Annotated in this window: 15 protein-coding genes and 2 pseudogenes; 9 read left to right on the plus strand and 8 right to left on the minus strand. The window is 60.5% G+C overall.

What is annotated here, in order from left to right:
- Positions 1-96 precede the first annotated feature (96 nt).
- From QA648_RS08760 to QA648_RS08770, 3 genes are read left to right on the plus strand one after another with little or no spacing between them, the layout of a single operon-like run.
- Complete coding sequence (locus QA648_RS08760) at positions 97-477, plus strand: hypothetical protein (RefSeq protein WP_104823502.1); 381 nt, start codon at positions 97-99, stop codon at positions 475-477.
- Positions 461-1,015 carry an RNA polymerase sigma factor gene (locus tag QA648_RS08765; RefSeq protein ID WP_104823503.1) on the plus strand — a complete coding sequence of 185 codons (555 nt, stop codon included), beginning with the start codon at positions 461-463 and terminating at the stop codon, positions 1,013-1,015. The genes QA648_RS08760 and QA648_RS08765 overlap by 17 nt, the downstream gene beginning before the upstream one ends.
- Entirely contained in the window at positions 1,012-1,812 is an 801-nt protein-coding gene (locus tag QA648_RS08770; RefSeq protein ID WP_283050917.1) for an anti-sigma factor, read from the plus strand. The genes QA648_RS08765 and QA648_RS08770 overlap by 4 nt, the downstream gene beginning before the upstream one ends.
- A gap of 5 nt (positions 1,813-1,817) precedes the next feature.
- Here the strand turns inward: QA648_RS08770 and QA648_RS08775 are convergent, their stop codons facing one another.
- From QA648_RS08775 to nthA, 3 genes are read right to left on the minus strand one after another with little or no spacing between them, the layout of a single operon-like run.
- Entirely contained in the window at positions 1,818-2,189 is a 372-nt protein-coding gene (locus QA648_RS08775) for a nitrile hydratase accessory protein (protein WP_283050919.1), read from the minus strand.
- Positions 2,176-2,835, minus strand: coding sequence for a nitrile hydratase subunit beta (gene nthB / locus QA648_RS08780; RefSeq protein WP_283050921.1), 660 nt, complete (start codon positions 2,833-2,835; stop codon positions 2,176-2,178). Before nthB ends, QA648_RS08775 begins: the two co-directional genes overlap by 14 nt.
- A complete protein-coding gene (nthA, locus tag QA648_RS08785; protein WP_104823507.1) occupies positions 2,832-3,461 on the minus strand; it encodes a nitrile hydratase subunit alpha in 630 nt (209 codons plus the stop codon). Before nthA ends, nthB begins: the two co-directional genes overlap by 4 nt.
- Before the next feature lie 265 nt (positions 3,462-3,726).
- Between nthA and QA648_RS08790 the strand changes: the two are divergent.
- From QA648_RS08790 to QA648_RS08800, 3 genes and pseudogenes are all read left to right on the plus strand, one after another.
- Positions 3,727-5,063: pseudogene (locus QA648_RS08790) on the plus strand (ISNCY family transposase).
- Positions 5,064-5,270: 207 nt separating this feature from the next.
- Entirely contained in the window at positions 5,271-6,560 is a 1,290-nt protein-coding gene (locus QA648_RS08795; protein ID WP_283050923.1) for an SDR family oxidoreductase, read from the plus strand.
- A 2-nt stretch (positions 6,561-6,562) separates the two neighbouring features.
- The gene (locus QA648_RS08800; protein WP_283051275.1) at positions 6,563-7,039 is read left to right on the plus strand and encodes a DUF2269 domain-containing protein; all 477 of its coding nucleotides are present in this window, start codon (positions 6,563-6,565) and stop codon (positions 7,037-7,039) included.
- On the opposite strand, the pseudogene QA648_RS08805 reads toward QA648_RS08800, so the two are convergent.
- Positions 7,031-7,622: pseudogene (locus tag QA648_RS08805) on the minus strand (LysE family translocator). The gene QA648_RS08800 and the pseudogene QA648_RS08805 sit on opposite strands and share 9 nt — an antisense overlap.
- 201 nt (positions 7,623-7,823) lie before the next feature.
- On the opposite strand from QA648_RS08805, the gene QA648_RS08810 reads away from it, so the two are divergent.
- Entirely contained in the window at positions 7,824-8,669 is an 846-nt protein-coding gene (locus tag QA648_RS08810; RefSeq protein ID WP_283050924.1) for an aldo/keto reductase, read from the plus strand.
- Here QA648_RS08810 and QA648_RS08815 read toward each other — a convergent pair.
- The 3 genes from QA648_RS08815 to QA648_RS08825 form a co-directional block, all read right to left on the minus strand.
- Entirely contained in the window at positions 8,666-9,646 is a 981-nt protein-coding gene (locus QA648_RS08815) for a capsular biosynthesis protein (protein ID WP_283051276.1), read from the minus strand. The genes QA648_RS08810 and QA648_RS08815 overlap by 4 nt on opposite strands.
- A gap of 159 nt (positions 9,647-9,805) precedes the next feature.
- Entirely contained in the window at positions 9,806-10,378 is a 573-nt protein-coding gene (gene ilvN, locus QA648_RS08820) for an acetolactate synthase small subunit (protein WP_283050926.1), read from the minus strand.
- A gap of 119 nt (positions 10,379-10,497) precedes the next feature.
- Entirely contained in the window at positions 10,498-12,291 is a 1,794-nt protein-coding gene (locus QA648_RS08825; protein WP_283050928.1) for an acetolactate synthase 3 large subunit, read from the minus strand.
- Positions 12,292-12,616: 325 nt separating this feature from the next.
- Between QA648_RS08825 and QA648_RS08830 the strand changes: the two genes are divergently transcribed.
- Positions 12,617-14,665: a DUF87 domain-containing protein gene (locus tag QA648_RS08830; RefSeq protein ID WP_283050930.1), complete on the plus strand. Its 2,049-nt coding sequence runs from the start codon at positions 12,617-12,619 to the stop codon at positions 14,663-14,665.
- 6 nt (positions 14,666-14,671) lie between these two features.
- On the opposite strand, the gene miaA is transcribed toward QA648_RS08830, so the two are convergent.
- Positions 14,672-15,568: a tRNA (adenosine(37)-N6)-dimethylallyltransferase MiaA gene (gene miaA, locus QA648_RS08835; protein ID WP_283050932.1), complete on the minus strand. Its 897-nt coding sequence runs from the start codon at positions 15,566-15,568 to the stop codon at positions 14,672-14,674.
- Here miaA and serB point away from each other — a divergent pair.
- Positions 15,567-16,457 (plus strand): phosphoserine phosphatase SerB, encoded by an 891-nt coding sequence (gene serB, locus QA648_RS08840; protein WP_283050934.1) that lies wholly within the window; start codon positions 15,567-15,569, stop codon positions 16,455-16,457. The two genes, miaA and serB, sit on opposite strands and share 2 nt — an antisense overlap.
- Positions 16,458-16,475: the final 18 nt, after the last annotated feature.

A 16,475-nucleotide genomic window follows, 5' to 3' on the forward strand; every position in this document is an offset into this window, starting at 1 on the left:
TTGTTGGGAATAAAATCGTGGCAATTCGCGTCTCATGTCCGGCAACGCAAAACGTGGGGCCTAGACCATAGGTCTACCATTCCGAGGAGAAACATCATGAAAGCCGCGAAATTCTTGCCGATCCTGGTCATGGCATCGGCCGTAGCGACGTCGGCCTTTGCCGCCGCCCCGGTAAAAACCGGCGAAAGCGCCAAGGGCAAGGTTCTCACAGGCGAAAACGGCATGACACTCTACACCTTCAAGAATGACAAGAAGGGTGTCTCCAATTGCAACGACGATTGCGCCAAGGCATGGCCGCCGCTAATGGCCGATAGCAAAGCCAAGGCAGAAGGCGCATATTCGATCATCACCCGCAAAGACGGGAAGAAGCAATGGGCGAAGGACGGCATGCCGCTCTATTTCTTTATGAAGGATACCAAGGCCGGTGAAGTTGCCGGCGATGGCTTCAAGGGTGTCTGGGATGCCGCACGGCCCTGATCGGACCGGCCGGGATGCGGGCGGAGCCTCCCCCGCACCCGACAGCTTCGAGGCGGAGGTGCTGGCGCTCCTCCCCTCGTTACGGCGCTATTCGCGCAGCCTCACCCGATCCGACGCCGATGGCGAAGACCTTCTGCAGGATTGCGTGGAAAAGGTGCTGGTGCGGCGCAGCCAGTGGCGCGGGCTGAACCTGCGCGGCTGGGTGCTCACCATCATGACCAATCTCTACCGCAACGGCCTGCGCCAGCAAGGTCGTCGCAATTTCGTCGATCTTGACGACAACACCGATCTGCCGGCCACTGAGACCAGCAGTGACCCTTTGGAGCGCTCGCGATTGGAAGCGGCGCTGAACAGCCTCGGGGAGGATTACCGCGCAGTGCTGATGCTGGTGGTGGTCGAAGGCTACAGCTATCAGGACGTCGCCACCACACTGGATATTCCGATCGGCACCGTCATGTCGCGCCTGTCTCGAGCGCGCCGGAAAATGACCAATCTGATGAGTGCCGAGAATGTCATTACGCTTCGGAGACCGAAATGAGCGAACGTAACCCGACCGTGACCGAAGCGGATCTCCATGCCTTTGCAGACGGGCTTCTGCCGCCGGACGATCATGCCCGATTGAAAGCCTGGCTTGTCGAAAATTCCGAACAAGCGGACCAGATCTCCGCATGGCAGGCGCAAAACGCCAGCATCAAAGCGCTGTTTGCGCCGTATGAAACGTCGAAGGAAGGCGACCGTGAGCTGGTATTGCGCATCCCGGCGTCGTCTGTGCCTGCCGCAGCGTCACGTCGGCTTCGCTGGCTGCCGATGGCCGCGGCCTCCCTAGCGATCTTCCTGGTCGGCGCTGCCGCCGGCCATTTCGGCCCACCGCTTCTGACGCAGCCGGACCTTCGCCTGGCGGGTATCGAAGCGCTGCCGCAGCAGGCGCAATCGGCCTTCGTCGTCTATGCGAGCGATGTCCGCCACCCGGTCGAAGTCGGCGCGGATCAGGAAGCGCATCTCGCCACCTGGCTCGGCAAGCGCATGAATGTCGCCGGCCTCAAGGTACCGAGCCTCAGCGCGCTCGGCTTCCAGCTTGTCGGCGGCCGGCTGCTGCCGATCAACGGCACGCCCGGTGCACTCTTCATGTATGAGAACGCCAGCGGCCAACGCTTGACCGTGCTCGTCGGCAGCAACAAGGACAATACGACGACCAGCTTCCGCTTCACCAGTGCCGGTACGGTCGAGACCTTCTACTGGATCGACGGCAAGCTCGGCTATGCCGTTACCGGCGAAATCTCGCGCGACATGCTGAGGCGGGTGGCGGATGAATGCTATAAGCAGTTCTCATCGTAAGACGCTCAGCGTTCGGGATCGTTCTCCAGCAAGATCGGCTTGCCGTGCGGCGTCGCTTCCGCCGCGCGCTGCCAGCTTTTCTGCAGGTCGAGGATCGCGCTGGCATCGGCAATGCCGCGGCTGATCAACATGCTGGAGAGTGCGGCCACCCAACAGTCGAAATAATCGCTGCCGTCTTTGGCCCGGCCAGGCTTGTGCAATTCGGCAGAAAGCTGCTCTGCCCACTCGCCCCAGCTAAACAGTCTCTTCTCATGCAGATGCACGGTCATTGCAAAAGCCTCCGCCGCCCAGGGCTCGGGGAAGACCGGCTCACCATCGGCGGATTTTGGCAGTTGCGGCGATTGCGCCAGGAGCGACGAGGTCTCAGACGCGCTCAAGATAGCTCTCCCAGGCGTCGATGGAGACGGTTAGCGACGGATCGGCGCCCTCACCCCAGATTTCCGGCGCATCGAAAACGACGGTGTAAATCCATTGCGGATTCTCGCCCTTGCCATGAGCATTGTCGTCGGGGAAAACGAACGAGCCCTGAACGGCTTCCACCACACCCGTCTTGGCTCGCGCATAGCGGGGCAAACGCGTATGTCCCGTCGGATTGATGTTCTTCGTCCGCACGTGATCGCCGACCGCAAAAAGCGGCGCCGTATTGACCGGCCGATCGCAGGGGCCGCCCTTGGCAAGAGCGCCGGTGACCATATCGGCCTTCAAGATACGCTTCGGCACCACACCTTGCTGCGACGAATGGCCGGTTCGCAACTCGTCGTGCGTTACAAAACCATGCCGTTGCAGCAGCACTTCGACCCCACGCGTCCAGATCTCATAATAACTGGCGGCCAGGTATGCAGCCGGAGGGATATTTTCACGCGCATGCCGGCTTTCATCGATGCTCCAGGCGCCGAACGCGCCGCAGGAGAGCGTGAGGCCGAGCGCCCGCTTTTCCCATTCCGCATGGAAGACAGGTTCGTTCGGCTCCGGCGCGACCGGACCAAAACCCATCTGCCCGCCAAGATCGTGCGGCCCGTTCATATCGTCACCTCCGGAGCCTTGGCGACCGCCGTACCGATCATGGCGTCACGGCTGACGAGATCTGCAAGGGCCGCTTCATTCATGCCCTCGGTGCCATCAGGACGTTCCGGGATAACGAGATAGCGCAGCTCGGCCGTCGAATCCCAGACGCGAATCTTCTGCCCATCAGGCAGCGTCAGACCGAATTCGGCCAACACGCCGCGTGGATCGATGACAGCGCGAGAGCGATAAGCCGGCGCCTTGTACCAGACCGGCGGCAGGCCGAGCACTGACCAGGGATAGCAGGAGCAGAGCGTGCAAACGATGAGATTATGCGTTTCCGGCGTATTGAACACCGCCCGCATATGCTCGCCCTGCCGACCGCTAAAACCAAGGCTGGCAATCGCCGCCGTTGCGTCGCGCTTCAACCATTCGGCAAATTCCGGATCGCTCCAGGCTTTCGCCACCACCTGCGCTCCGTTGCGCGGCCCGACCTTCGTCTCGTAGGTCTCGACGATGATGTCGATCGCCGCCGGATCGATCAGCCCCTTTTCCGTCAGCAGCGTCTCCAGCGCCTTCACGCGGGCCTGCATATCGGAATAGTGGTTGTCATGATCATGGTGATGATGGTCGTCATGATCGTGCATAATAAATCTCCCCGTCGAACAAGCCTCAGTTCTAAGCCTTTGCCATACGGCCGCCAAGCGCCTTCTTCATAGGTTGCAACCGCGATCAGATGCCGCAACCCCTCGCATTGTTAGCGCGTTTAGCTAGTTTCCGTCCACAAACGACAACTTATTGATATTATTACGTGAATCTGAATTTTGCGCGGGTAAGGCCCGGCGGTTTCAGGTATACTTTGGGCTCATGCCACTGATTCCGAAGCACAATCTGCAACCGCCGGAGCCGACAATGCGCCAAGAACGCACCGTCCAAGCCAGTATATTCGATGTTTTCGCTACGCACGAGATCGGCCACGAACTGAAGGCGATGTCGCAGTGGCTGGACGAGCATCACGATCTGTTTGGCTTGGTAGGTCGGGATCTGGGTCGGCACGGTGTCAAGCCCACCGGACGGCAAGGGCTGCCGGCCGAGGCAGTGCTGCGTTGCGCATTGCTCAAGCAATACCGGCAGCTGAGCTACCAGGAACTGGCGTTCCATCTCGAGGACTCCGCATCGTTTCGGGCCTTTGCGCGTCTGCCGTGGTCATGGAGCCCGCAAAAGTCAGTGCTGCAAAAGACGATCAGCGCGATCCGACCCGAGACCTGGGAAGCGATCAATCGGGCGCTGCTGTCGAGCGCTCGGCAGGCGAAGCTGGAGGACGGCACGGTCGTGCGGCTGGACAGTACAGTGACCTCAGCACTCATACACGAACCGAGCGACAGCAGCCTGCTGTGGGATGCCGTGCGGGTCATGGTGCGCCTGCTGAAGAAGGCAGATACCTTGGTCGGCGCCGGCCTGGCATGGCGCGATCATTGCCGCGCGGCCAAGAAGCGTGCCCGCAAAATCCAGTTCACACGCGGTCAGCCCAATCGGGCCCGGCTCTACCGTGAGCTGATCGCGATCGCCCGCGCGACCTTGGCATATCTGAAGCAGGCAACCGAGCGACTGGGCGTGGCGAGCAATCCGCTCGTCCAACTCTGGCAGGCCCAGGTTTGCCGCTATCGACCGCTGATCGAACGCATCATCAAACAGAGCGAGCGGCGAGTACTGGCGGGAGAGAAGCTGCCGGCGGGCGAGAAGCTGGTAAGCCTGTTCGAACCCCATGCCGATATCATCGTCAAAGGTAGCCGCGAGACCGAATACGGCCACAAGCTCAACCTGACCACCGGCAGAAGCGGCATGATCCTCGATCTCGTGATCGAGGCGGGTAATCCGCCCGACAGCGAGCGGCTGCTGCCAATGCTGGAGCGCCACATCGCCGTCTATGGACACGCGCCGCGGCAGGCGGCGGCCGACGGCGGCTTTGCCAGTCGCGGCAACCTGGCCACAGCCAAGACCTGGGGCGTTCGCGACATGGCATTCCACAAAAAGCTGGCCTCAAGGTCGAGGACATGGTCAGAAGCAATTGGGTCTATCGCAAGCTGCGCAACTTCCGCGCCGGTATCGAAGCCGGAATATCATGCCTCAAGCGTGCCTACGGCTTGGCACGCTGCACCTGGCGGGGCCTTGACCACTTCAAGACCTACGTCTGGTCCTCCGTTGTGGCTTACAACCTCGTCCTCTTCACCCGCCTCAAACCGACCTGAACTCCGACTAGCTTTTGGAATTACGCCGTCGCTACCAATGCCGGCCTTCATGGCGTACGCCTCAGCGCCGCCAACTGTATACTGTCCAACAACAAGCGCCCATGATCCTGTCGGTCGCCCTAAACTACTCTCTCCTCCAAGCACAAGCCCTTGTAAACGCGCCGAAATACGTATGTTTGTGGACGGAAACTAGCTAGTCTGCCCAGCATGAAGATTTTGATTCTTGGCGCAACTGGTTTCATCGGCTCTGTAATCGCGGCGCGATTGCGCAAGGACGGGCATATGATCACCGGTCTTGCCCGTAATCCTGGCCGGGCGCGGATAAAACACCCTTCGATTGCCTGGATCAAAGCCGATCTGGCCGAAATGATCGACCCCTCAGACTGGCATGCCGTGCTGAACGGCCATCAGCTTGTCATCAACTGCGCCGGCGCCCTTCAGGACGGGCTTTCCGATGATCTCGCCGCCACGCAGGAAAAGGCAATGCTGGCGCTCTATGCCGCAGCAGCACAATCGGCAATCGAGCTCGTCGTGCAGATTTCCGCCCGCACGGAAGGTGGAGGCCAAGACCAGCCATTCCTGGTGACGAAGCGCAGTGCCGACAGGGCGCTGTCGGCGAGCGGTCTCAACCACATTATTCTGAGGCCAGCGCTCGTCCTCGGCCGCAACGCCCATGGCGGTACGGCATTGCTGCGCGCGCTTGCGGCCATACCTTTTGTCCTGCCTCTCACCCATGCGCAAAGCCCGGTCGAGACGGTCTCGGTCGATGATGTCGCCGCGATCGTCTCGGCGGCGGTTGCCGGCGAATTCGAATCCGGCGCCGACATCGATCTTGCTGCCGGCGAAGCATTGACACTGCGCGAACTCGTCATCCTTCATCGAAACTGGCTCGGCCTCCCGCCGGCACAGGTCGTGCTGATACCGGCCGGTTTGGCAAAGCTGGTGAGTTGGACGGCCGATATAGCCGGCAGGCTTGGATGGCGATCGCCGCTCCGGTCGACTGCGATGGCGGTAATGTCCGAAGGCGTTCTCAGCCGAAGGAATGCGGGGCACCTCCCAACTCAACGTTTGGCGACGGCCATCGAAACGCTGAATGCCAATCCCTCCGGCGTTCAGGATTTGTGGTTTGCCCGCCTCTACCTGTTAAAGCCGTTGATGATCGGCGGGCTGGCGCTCTTCTGGATGCTGTCGGGCATCATTCCGATGCTAGCCCCGACAGCGGCAAGCCGGCACTTCCTACCCTTCATGCCGGACGGCATGGCAATGGCTTTGACGCTGACCACCTGTCTCCTTGACATAGCCCTTGGCGCCTTTGTCCTGGTGCGGCCCTTCGCGCGATCGGCCTTGTTCGGAATGCTCGCCGTCACGCTCGGCTATCTTGCCGGCGGCACGTTGCTCGAATCATCGCTTTGGTTCGATCCACTCGGGCCATTTGTCAAAGCACTGCCGGCGATCCTCCTGACGCTTGCCACACTTGCGGTATTGGAGGAGCGCTGATGCTGACAGAGGAGCTTCTTCGGCTCGTTCATGTCGTCGGCGCCACAGTGCTTTTCGGCACCGGTGCGGGTATCGCCTTCTTCATGGTCATGGCGCATCGTACCGGCGACCCCAAGCTGATCGCACATGTCGCCGCAACGGTCGTCATCGCCGATACCATCTTTACGGCAACGGCCGTCGTCTTTCAGCCGGTGACCGGCTATCTGCTCGCACAATCGATCGGCTGGCCGCTCGAAGAAGGATGGATCGCCCTGTCCTTGCTGCTCTATGTGCTGACCGGAGTTTTCTGGCTGCCGGTGGTTTGGATACAAATCCGCCTGCGGGATCTCGCCCGGACGGCATCCGCGACCGGCACGCCGCTGCCGTCAGCCTATCATCGCCTCTATCGCATCTGGTTTGCTTGCGGCTTCCCAGCCTTTTTCGCGGTCATTGGCATTCTCTGGCTGATGCTCAACAAGCCATCCATATCGCTATTTTAGCATCGGCCAGAGGCTGAGCACCAACAGCACCGCCATGGTGATGTTGAACCATTTGAGGCGAACGGGGTCGGACAGCCAATCGCGCAGGGCCGAGCCGAAACCGGCCCAGGTCGAAACGCTGGGAACATTGACCGCCGCAAAGGCAAGGCCGACGAGTAATACGCTGATGAGGTAGATGCGGATTGGTGTAGGTTGCCATGGCAGTGACAGCCATGACCCAGGCCTTGGGATTGACCCATTGAAAGGCGGCGGCACTCAGGAAACTCATCGGCTCCACGCCGCTTTCCTTCTCGCTGAGGCTGCGTGACGTCGCAATTTTCCAGGCGATCCAGACGAGATAGGCTCCGCCAGCGAACTTCAGGGCAGTATAGAGCAGCGGTACGGTATGCAGCAGTGCGCCAAGCCCCAGCCCGACGCCCAGCAGCAACGACAGAAAGCCGGCGCCGATGCCGAGCATATGCGGGATCGTGCGACGAAAACCGAAATTCACGCCCGATGCGAACAGCATCATATTGTTAGGCCCTGGCGTGATCGATGTCGTGAACGCAAACAACAGAAGAGCCAAAAATGTATCCGGCGCCATAAAGCCTCCCCGGACGCAGCTCTTTTGGTCAACGGAAGCGTCCATTCCTCGCGATGCGCGTCTGTCACAACGGCGCCGCGCAACCCTAATTCGCCTTGGAATCGAATGCCATGAGATGATTGTCACGGTGACATGAATGGCCTCGATTGAAATCCCGATGAATGCACTTATCCTTCACTTCTCAAGCAGCGAGGACAGGCCATGCGCGACCCCATTCCTACCGTCACCCTTCCCTCCGGCATCACGGTTCCCGCTCTTGGCCAGGGGACATGGAACATGGGCGAAACGATCGCTCGGGCTGAGGACGAGATCGCCAGCCTAAAGGCCGGGCTTGATCTCGGCATGACGCTGATCGACACCGCCGAAATGTATGGCGACGGCGGCGCGGAGGAAATCGTCGGCAAGGCGATCAAGGGGCAGCGCGACGAGGTATTCATCGTCAGCAAGGTCTATCCCATGAACGCGAGTCGCAAGGGCGCGATCGAGGCATGCGAACGCAGCCTGAAACGGATGAAAATCGACCGCATCGACCTCTATCTGCTGCATTGGCGCGGAGAGTATCCGCTGGCTGAAACAGTGGCGGCCTTCGAAGCCCTGAAAGCCGCAGGCAAGATCGGCGCCTGGGGTGTCTCGAACTTCGATGTTGACGACATGGAGGAACTGCTGGCCGTTCCCGATGGCGGCAATGTCGCCGCCAATCAAGTGCTCTACAATCTCGGCCGACGCGGCATCGAATATGATCTGCTGCCGTGGTGCCAGGAGCGCAACATTCCGATCATGGCCTATTCGCCGATCGAGCAGGGCCGCCTCGCCCATCATCCGGACCTGATCCACATCGCGAAGACCTATCAGGCAACGCCGGCTCAGGTGGCGCTTGCCTTTCTGCTGGAGCGCGACGGCGTGATCGCCATTCCCAAGACCTCCAATCCGCAACGGGTTGCGGAAAACCGCGACGCCGTCTCGCTCGACATCACCGACGAGGATTGGGCCACCCTCGACGCCGCCTTTCCGCCACCGGCGCGAAAGAAGCCGCTGGAGATGCTCTAATTGCGGGCCTCCGCGCGCTGCTGCGTGACGATCAGCTCGATTGCCTGGAAAACATCGATCTGCCGCCAGTCGGCCGGATCGCGATAGGTCGGATAAAGCGAAAAGGCAGCCGCGGCGATCTGGTCGACGGTACACCGCCTTGTTCGTCTGTCGGCAAGGACTGCTTTCGTGTAGACGCCGAATTGATCTTCCGTCACACCCCATCCGGCATAAAACGGCGCGGCATAGCAGCGTACCGGAATGCCGCGCAGCAGCGCGTCGAAGCCGAACTGGCTGGAGACCGTCCAGACCTCATCCACAACGTCCAGGACCGATGCTACCGACACCGCATCGTTGAGTAATATCCCCTCGCTCTTGCCGGCAATTTCTGTAGTCAGATATCCCTTGCGGTGGCCGGCCATGACATCCGGATGCGTCCGGATCACGCACTGCGCGCCGCTGGCCTGCGCATCGGCAAGCATCCGTTCGAACGAGGCGCGTGAACCGAGTGCCTTGCCAATGGAGATATCGCCGACGACCTGATCGACCAGCAGGATACGGCGTTTCGTTGTCCGCTCGATCGTGGGCGCCTTGTGCGGCAGATGATTGTATTTGGAGAGCTTGTTCCGAACGATCTGTTCGCGGATTGCCTTGCCAAGTTCGCCAATCTGCACCCCATCAGCCCCTTGGATCAGCCGCTCGAGACGCGACGGCCGGTTCGCATCCACCGGCAGACCGAGATCATCGACGACGATGGAGAGCGGCACTGCGCCAGCCTTTCCAAGGCCGACCGAGCGCAGAAAACCGTCTTCAAGGTTCCAATTCGGCAATCCCCGCAACCGCGAGATCGCCGCTGCCGTCTTTGCCGGCATGCGCCCGCCCCAGGATACGATACCACCGATGGCCGGCGAGAGGGTCGACGCGATCTTCTGCGACCCGAAATACTGGCCAAGCCAGGGGAAAGCCTGCCGCACATAGAAGGTAGCGCCGAGACGCATTCCTGCCGGAGGATGCCAGCTTTTCTCGCCGATATCGGGCGTATACTTTTCGGTCGAAAGCCCCAATCATGCCACCTGCGTAAGTTGGGGCCTACCTTGCACGCCCAAACGCCGCGCAAGCTACGCGACGCCGATAAGCCGGTCAACGACAGGCGTTCTTCACATTCCCTGCGGGCCGCGGTTCATCGCGGCAATGCCGGTGCGGCAGACTTCGATCAGGCCGAGCGGCTTGATGATGGCGATGAACTGATCGATCTTCGAGGACTTGCCGGTGATCTCGAGAATGAAATGCTCGACGGTCGCGTCCACCACCTTGGCATGGAAGGCATCGGCCAGCCGCAGCGTTTCAGCGCGGGTCTCGCCGCTTCCGATCACCTTCAGCAGCGCCACTTCGCGCTCGATCGGCCGCTCCTGGCCGAGATCGCGGGCGCGTACCGTCAGGTCGACGACACGATGGACCGGCACAATGCGCTCAAGCTGCGCCTTGATCTGCTCCAGCACCTGCGGCGTGCCGCGCGTGACGATGGTGATGCGCGACAGATGCGCCTGATGCTCGGTCTCGGAAACGGTGAGGCTTTCGATGTTGTAACCCCGGCCGGAGAAGAGGCCGATGACGCGGGCGAGAACGCCGGGCTCGTTGTCGACCAGCACCGAAAGCGTATGGCTCTCGGCCGCCGCGGTTTCCGGCGAGATGAAATAGGCGGAGCCCGTGGGTTGAAGGTGTGCGGTCATTGTCCTTGTTCCGTTTCCTCGGTTCTTATGATCAGGATGCCAGCTCGATGCTGATTTGAATGATGATTGTTCCAGCGGCCCGGGGGACACGGCAAACCTACCGTGTCCCGGCGTTCCGATCAAACGAGCTGCCGGCCCTTGGCATCGATGGCGTTGGCGACGGCTTCGTCGGTGGCTTCGTCCGGCAGCAGCATCTCGTTATGTGCCTTGCCCGAGGGAATCATCGGGAAGCAGTTGGCGAGATTGGCAACGCGGCAATCGAAAATGACAGGCTTTTTGACATCGATCATTTCCTGGATGGCAGCATCGAGATCGCCGGGCTTTTCACAGCGCAGGCCGACGGCGCCGTAGGCTTCCGCCAGCTTGACGAAATCGGGCATCGCCTCGGTATAGGAGTGCGACAAGCGGTTGCCGTGCAGCAACTGCTGCCATTGGCGCACCATGCCCATATATTGGTTGTTCAGGATGAAGATCTTGATCGGCGCATCGTGCTGGATAGCCGCCGACATTTCCTGAATGCACATCTGGATCGAGGCATCGCCGGCAATGTCGATGACCAGGCTTTCCGGATGGGCGATCTGTACGCCGAGGGCGGCGGGCAGGCCATAACCCATGGTGCCGAGGCCGCCCGAAGTCATCCAGCGGTTCGGTTGCTCGAAGCCATAGAATTGTGCCGCCCACATCTGGTGCTGGCCGACTTCGGTGGTGATATAGGTGTCACGATGCTTGGTCAGCTCATAGAGACGCTGAATCGCATATTGCGGCATGATGACATCATCGTGCGGCTTGTAAGCGAAGGAATTGCGTGCACGCCAACGCGTGATGTTCGTCCACCAATCGCCGAGGCGATCCGCCGCCGGCTTGTGCGGCAGTGCGCGCCACAGGCGAACCATATCTTCCAGAACATTGCCGACATCGCCGAGGATGCCGATATCGACGCGAACGTTCTTGTTGATCGACGACGGATCGATGTCGATGTGGATCTTCTTCGAATTCGGCGAAAAGGCATTCAGGCGGCCAGTAATGCGGTCGTCGAAGCGTGCGCCGATACAGACCATGACGTCGCAATCATGCATCGCCATATTGGCTTCGTAGGAACCGTGCATGCCGAGCATTCCGAGCCAGCTCTTGCCGGATGCCGGATAGGCGCCGAGGCCCATCAGCGTCGAAGTAATCGGGAAGCCCGTCAGCTCGACGAGTTCGCGCAACAGCTTCGAGGCTTCCGGACCGGAATTGACGACGCCGCCACCGGAATAGATGATCGGCCGGCGCGCGCTCGCCATCAGCTCGATAGCCTGCGTGATCCTGTTGAGATCGCCCTGAACCTTGGGCTGGTAGCTCTTCTGGACATCATGCGCTTCCGGCGGTGTGTAAGTGCCGGTGGCGAACTGAACATCCTTCGGAATGTCGACGACGACGGGACCCGGACGGCCGGACTGGGCGATACGAAAAGCTTCGTGGATGACCGCGGCGAGCTTGTTGACATCCTTGACCAGCCAATTGTGCTTGGTGCAAGGCCGCGTAATGCCGACCGTGTCGCATTCCTGGAACGCGTCCGAGCCAATCAGTGATGTGGGAACCTGGCCGCTCAGGCAAACCAGCGGGATCGAATCCATCAAGGCGTCCTGCAGCGGCGTGACGGCGTTCGTCGCGCCCGGACCGGAGGTGACCAGCATAACGCCGACCTTGCCGGTCGAGCGGGCATAACCTTCCGCCGCATGGCCGGCGCCCTGCTCATGGCGCACGAGGATATGCTGGATATCGTCCTGTTGGAAAATTTCGTCATAGATCGGCAAAACCGCGCCGCCCGGATAACCGAAGATGTGTTCGACGCCATTGTCCTTGAGCGCCTGCAACACGATCTCCGCGCCTGTCATCTGATTGCCGCTCGTCTGATTATCTTTGCCGGTCATACGTTTGTTCCGCTATCTGCTGAGGGTTTGGAAAGTGAAATCTCGATTTCGGGCATAAAAAAAGGCTCCTGTGGAGCCTGTCGTCTAGCGCATGGGTGGCTATCGCCGGATGGTTACACCATCCTGCCCATGCGCTTTCCCACCACGATAAGAGCCGTCGAGTTTTTCATGGGCGGAATTGATAGACAGAAAATTTCCAAGCGTCAACGCATTCAGCAATAAAAAATCGCGACCTTTACCGATCCTCTTAAAATGTCGAGCGGCGCTAAGGGTTTTGTTAAGCCACCTTCCCTATGTTCCATGTCTTAACGCTGGGAGTAGCCGTTTGCTCAATAATGATTTGCAGACGTCCGGCAAAGCTGGGGACCTTGATCGCCGCGACAATCTGAAGCCGGGAAATCGCTTCCTCGGCCGTGTCGTCGCGTGCACCGGTTCCAGGGCAACCATCGCCGCAGTCGCCGAGGATGGCGGTACCGATCTGACCGAGCTTTGGTCCGTCGGCAAACTGATCTCGATCAGCGTAGGCTCCAATCGCGTCGCAGCTCTCGTCTACGCCATGAACACCGGCAATACCGGCTGGGGCGAAGGACAGGACAATCTTTTCCGCATCGAAGTGGAACTGCTGGGCGAAGTCCGCGTCGGATCAAACGGCCGCGAAGAGTTTTCCAGCGGCATTTCCGCCTATCCCTATCTCGGCGCCATCGCTCACCGTATCCGCGCCGCCGATCTCATGCGCATTTTCGATGCCGGCAAGGACAGCAGTTGCGTCATCGGCAAGCTGACGCAGGATGAAAGCATCGACGCCGCCATTCATATCCCTTCGATGCTGGCCAAGCATTTCGCCGTGGTCGGCTCCACCGGCGTCGGCAAATCGACCGCTGTCTCCTTGCTGCTGCACAAGGCAATCGTCTCCGATCCCAAACTGCGCGTGCTGATCCTCGATCCGCACAACGAATTCGCCGCCGCCTTTCCCAAGCATTCTGTCGTCGTCGATACGGATACGCTCGACCTGCCCTTCTGGCTGATGCGGCTCGACGAGTTTGCCGAGGTTGTCTTCCGGGGCCGGCCGCCGATCCCCGACGAACTGGATATGCTGCGCGATATTATTCCCGAAGCGAAGCGCGCCTTTCGCGGCAGTGACTCGCCGCTGATGCGCCGTCAGACGGAAAAAAGCTCGGTGACAGCAGATACACCGGTTCCCTATCGCATGGCCGATCTGCTGGCCCTGATCGACGAGCGCATCGGCCGCCTCGAAGGCCGGCAGGAAAAACCGCATTTGCGCTCTCTGAAGATGCGCGTCATCTCGGCGATCAACGATCCGCGTTATCATTTCATGTTCTCCAACAATACGATCAGCGACACGATCATGGAGACGATCGCGCAGATCTTTCGTATTCCCGGTGATGACAAGCCGATCTGTACCTTCCAGCTCGCCGGCATTCCCTCCGAAGTAGTCAATTCCGTCGCCTCCGTTCTCTGCCGCATGGCCTTCGAGCTTGCGCTTTGGAGCGAAGGGGCGATCCATATGCTGGTCGTCTGCGAAGAAGCGCATCGCTATATCCCCGCCGACCCGAACCTCGGCTTCTTCCCAACGCGGCAGGCGATTGCCCGCATCGCCAAGGAGGGCCGCAAATACGGTGTGTCGCTCGGCATCATCACCCAGCGTCCGGGCGAACTTGATCAGACGATCCTGTCGCAATGCTCGACGCTGTTCGCCATGCGCCTCGCAAACGATCGCGACCAGGACATCATACGGTCGGCAATCCCGAACTCCTCAATTTCGACGACGAGCTTCCTGTCTTCGATCGGCAACGGCGAAGCCATCGCCTTCGGCGAAGCCATTGCAGTCCCCATGCGCATGCGCTTTTCCCGCGTCGAAGAAAACCTACTGCCGAAGGCCAGCGGTAGCATCGCAAGAACGAGCGAGGAATCACCCGATACCGTCGACTTGCGCACCATCGTCGGCCGCATGCGCTCGATCTCCGGTCCCGACATCTCTGCCTTTCAGCAGAGCTATAAGGCCTCAAGCGAGCCGGCCGCTTATATGGACGAGGACATTGGCGATGACGATTTCGATCAGCCTGCCGCAATATCCGAGCCCCAGCCGGTGCGAATTGATCCGCCACCGATAGAGCCTTATCGGCCCGACATGCTGCCGCGCGCCACGGCGGCTTCGGCTTTTAGCGCAGCTCCCCAGACGTCGATCGATAGCAGACTTGCCGAGCTGCGCCGAGAGTTCCGAGGCGGCGACAACACAAGCAGTCCATCCCCTTCGGAGAAGGAGCCCGCTCCGTCTGTGCGGCGCGAAGGCGGCCTCTCGTTGCGCGACAGTATCCTGAAGAAGCCGCTGAGCAGCCTCTATAGTAAGGACTGACGCGGACTACGGACTAATCCGCTCCCAGCTTTCATCCATCTGATTGCGAAACCAGGTCATCTGCCGCTTGGCATATTGCCGCGTCGCGGCAGCACCGGTTTCAAGAACCTCCTCACGCGTCATCTCGCCGCGTAGCATCGCAGCAATCTGCGTGACGCCGATCGCCTTCATGACGGGCATCTCGTCCGGCAGTTTCAATGCCAGCAAGGCCCGCACTTCATCCTCAGCACCCATGGCGAGCATCTTTTCGAAACGGCCGTTGATGCGCTGATGCAAGACCGCGCGATCCGGCAGCACGATGATCTTTCGCGCACGATCGGCATCGACGATAACGGGACCGGTCTTGCCCTGAAAAGCGGCGATGGATTGTCCCGTCGCCTCGATCACTTCCAGGGCACGCACGATGCGCTGGCCATCCTGAGGATTGAGGCTTTCCGCTACGGCTGGATCGCGAATAACAAGCTCCCGATGCAGCGCCTCGGCTCCCTCCATCAACAACCGCTCCCGCAGGCGGCTGCGAATCTCCGCGGGGATCTCGGGCATGTCGGAAAGCCCACCCGTCAGAGCCTTGAAGTACAGCCCCGTGCCGCCGACAAAAACGGGCAGCCGTTTCTCGCCGCGCAATTGCGCCACCAACTCGGCAGCCTCGCGCAGCCAGGCGCCGGTGGAATAGGCTTGCCTTGCCGGCACATGGCCATAAAGATGATGAGGAATGCCTTGCATCTCCGCTTCGGATGGCCGAGCCGTCAGCACGCGCAATGTGTCGTAGACCTGCATGCTGTCGGCATTGACGACCACGCCGTCATGCGCGCGCGCCAATTCCACGGCAAGCGCGGACTTGCCGCTGGCGGTCGGCCCGGTTATCAGGATCGCGTCGATATCGCTTATAAGGTTTCTGCTCATGGCCTTCGTTGCCACGCTTATTGCCAATCCGTCAAACCCCGTTCTCGTTCCGGCAATCGCCGAGCGAGCGGCGGACGCCGTCAAGGCGCTGGGACTTTATTGGCTGGCCGACGGCATCGCCTGCGATATTGCGCTGCGCGACGACGCCGACCTGCGGGCAGCGGAAGCCAACATTCTCGCCGTCATTGCCGGCGCGCCGATCGACCTGGTCATCCAGGAGGCGGAGACGCGCCGGAAGAAATTGCTGATCGCCGACATGGACTCCACCATGATCGGCCAGGAATGCATCGACGAACTGGCCGCCGAGGTCGGATTGAAGGAAAAGGTCGCCGACATCACCGCGCGCGCCATGAATGGTGAGATCGCCTTCGAGCCGGCTTTGCGTGAGCGCGTGGCCCTGCTGAAGGGCCTGCCGCTCTCCGTCGTTGATGACGTCATCGCCAAACGCATCACCCTCACTCCCGGCGGGGCGGAACTGATCGCCACCATGAAAACCAAGGGCTATTACAGCGCCCTCGTCTCCGGTGGCTTCACCATCTTTACGAGCCGCATCGCGGCCGCCTTGGATTTCGACGAGAACCACGCCAACGTCCTGCTGGAAGATGATGGCGTGCTGACGGGCCTTGTCGCCGAACCCATTCTCGGCATGCAAGCCAAGGTTGACGCACTCAACACTATTGCCGAAAAGCTCGGTATCTCCCCGGATGACGCGATGGCAGTCGGCGATGGCGCCAACGATCTCGGCATGCTGCAACTCGCCGGCTCCGGCGTCGCCCTGCACGCCAAACCAACCGTGGCTGCCCAGGCCAAGATGCGCATCGACCACGGCGACCTGACCGCCCTGCTCTATATCCAGGGCTACAGGAAAACGGATTTCATCAAACCATAGAACGGCGCAATCGCCGGG

The sequence above is a fragment of the Rhizobium sp. CB3171 genome (assembly GCF_029714265.1).
Taxonomy (GTDB): Bacteria; Pseudomonadota; Alphaproteobacteria; order Rhizobiales; family Rhizobiaceae; genus Rhizobium.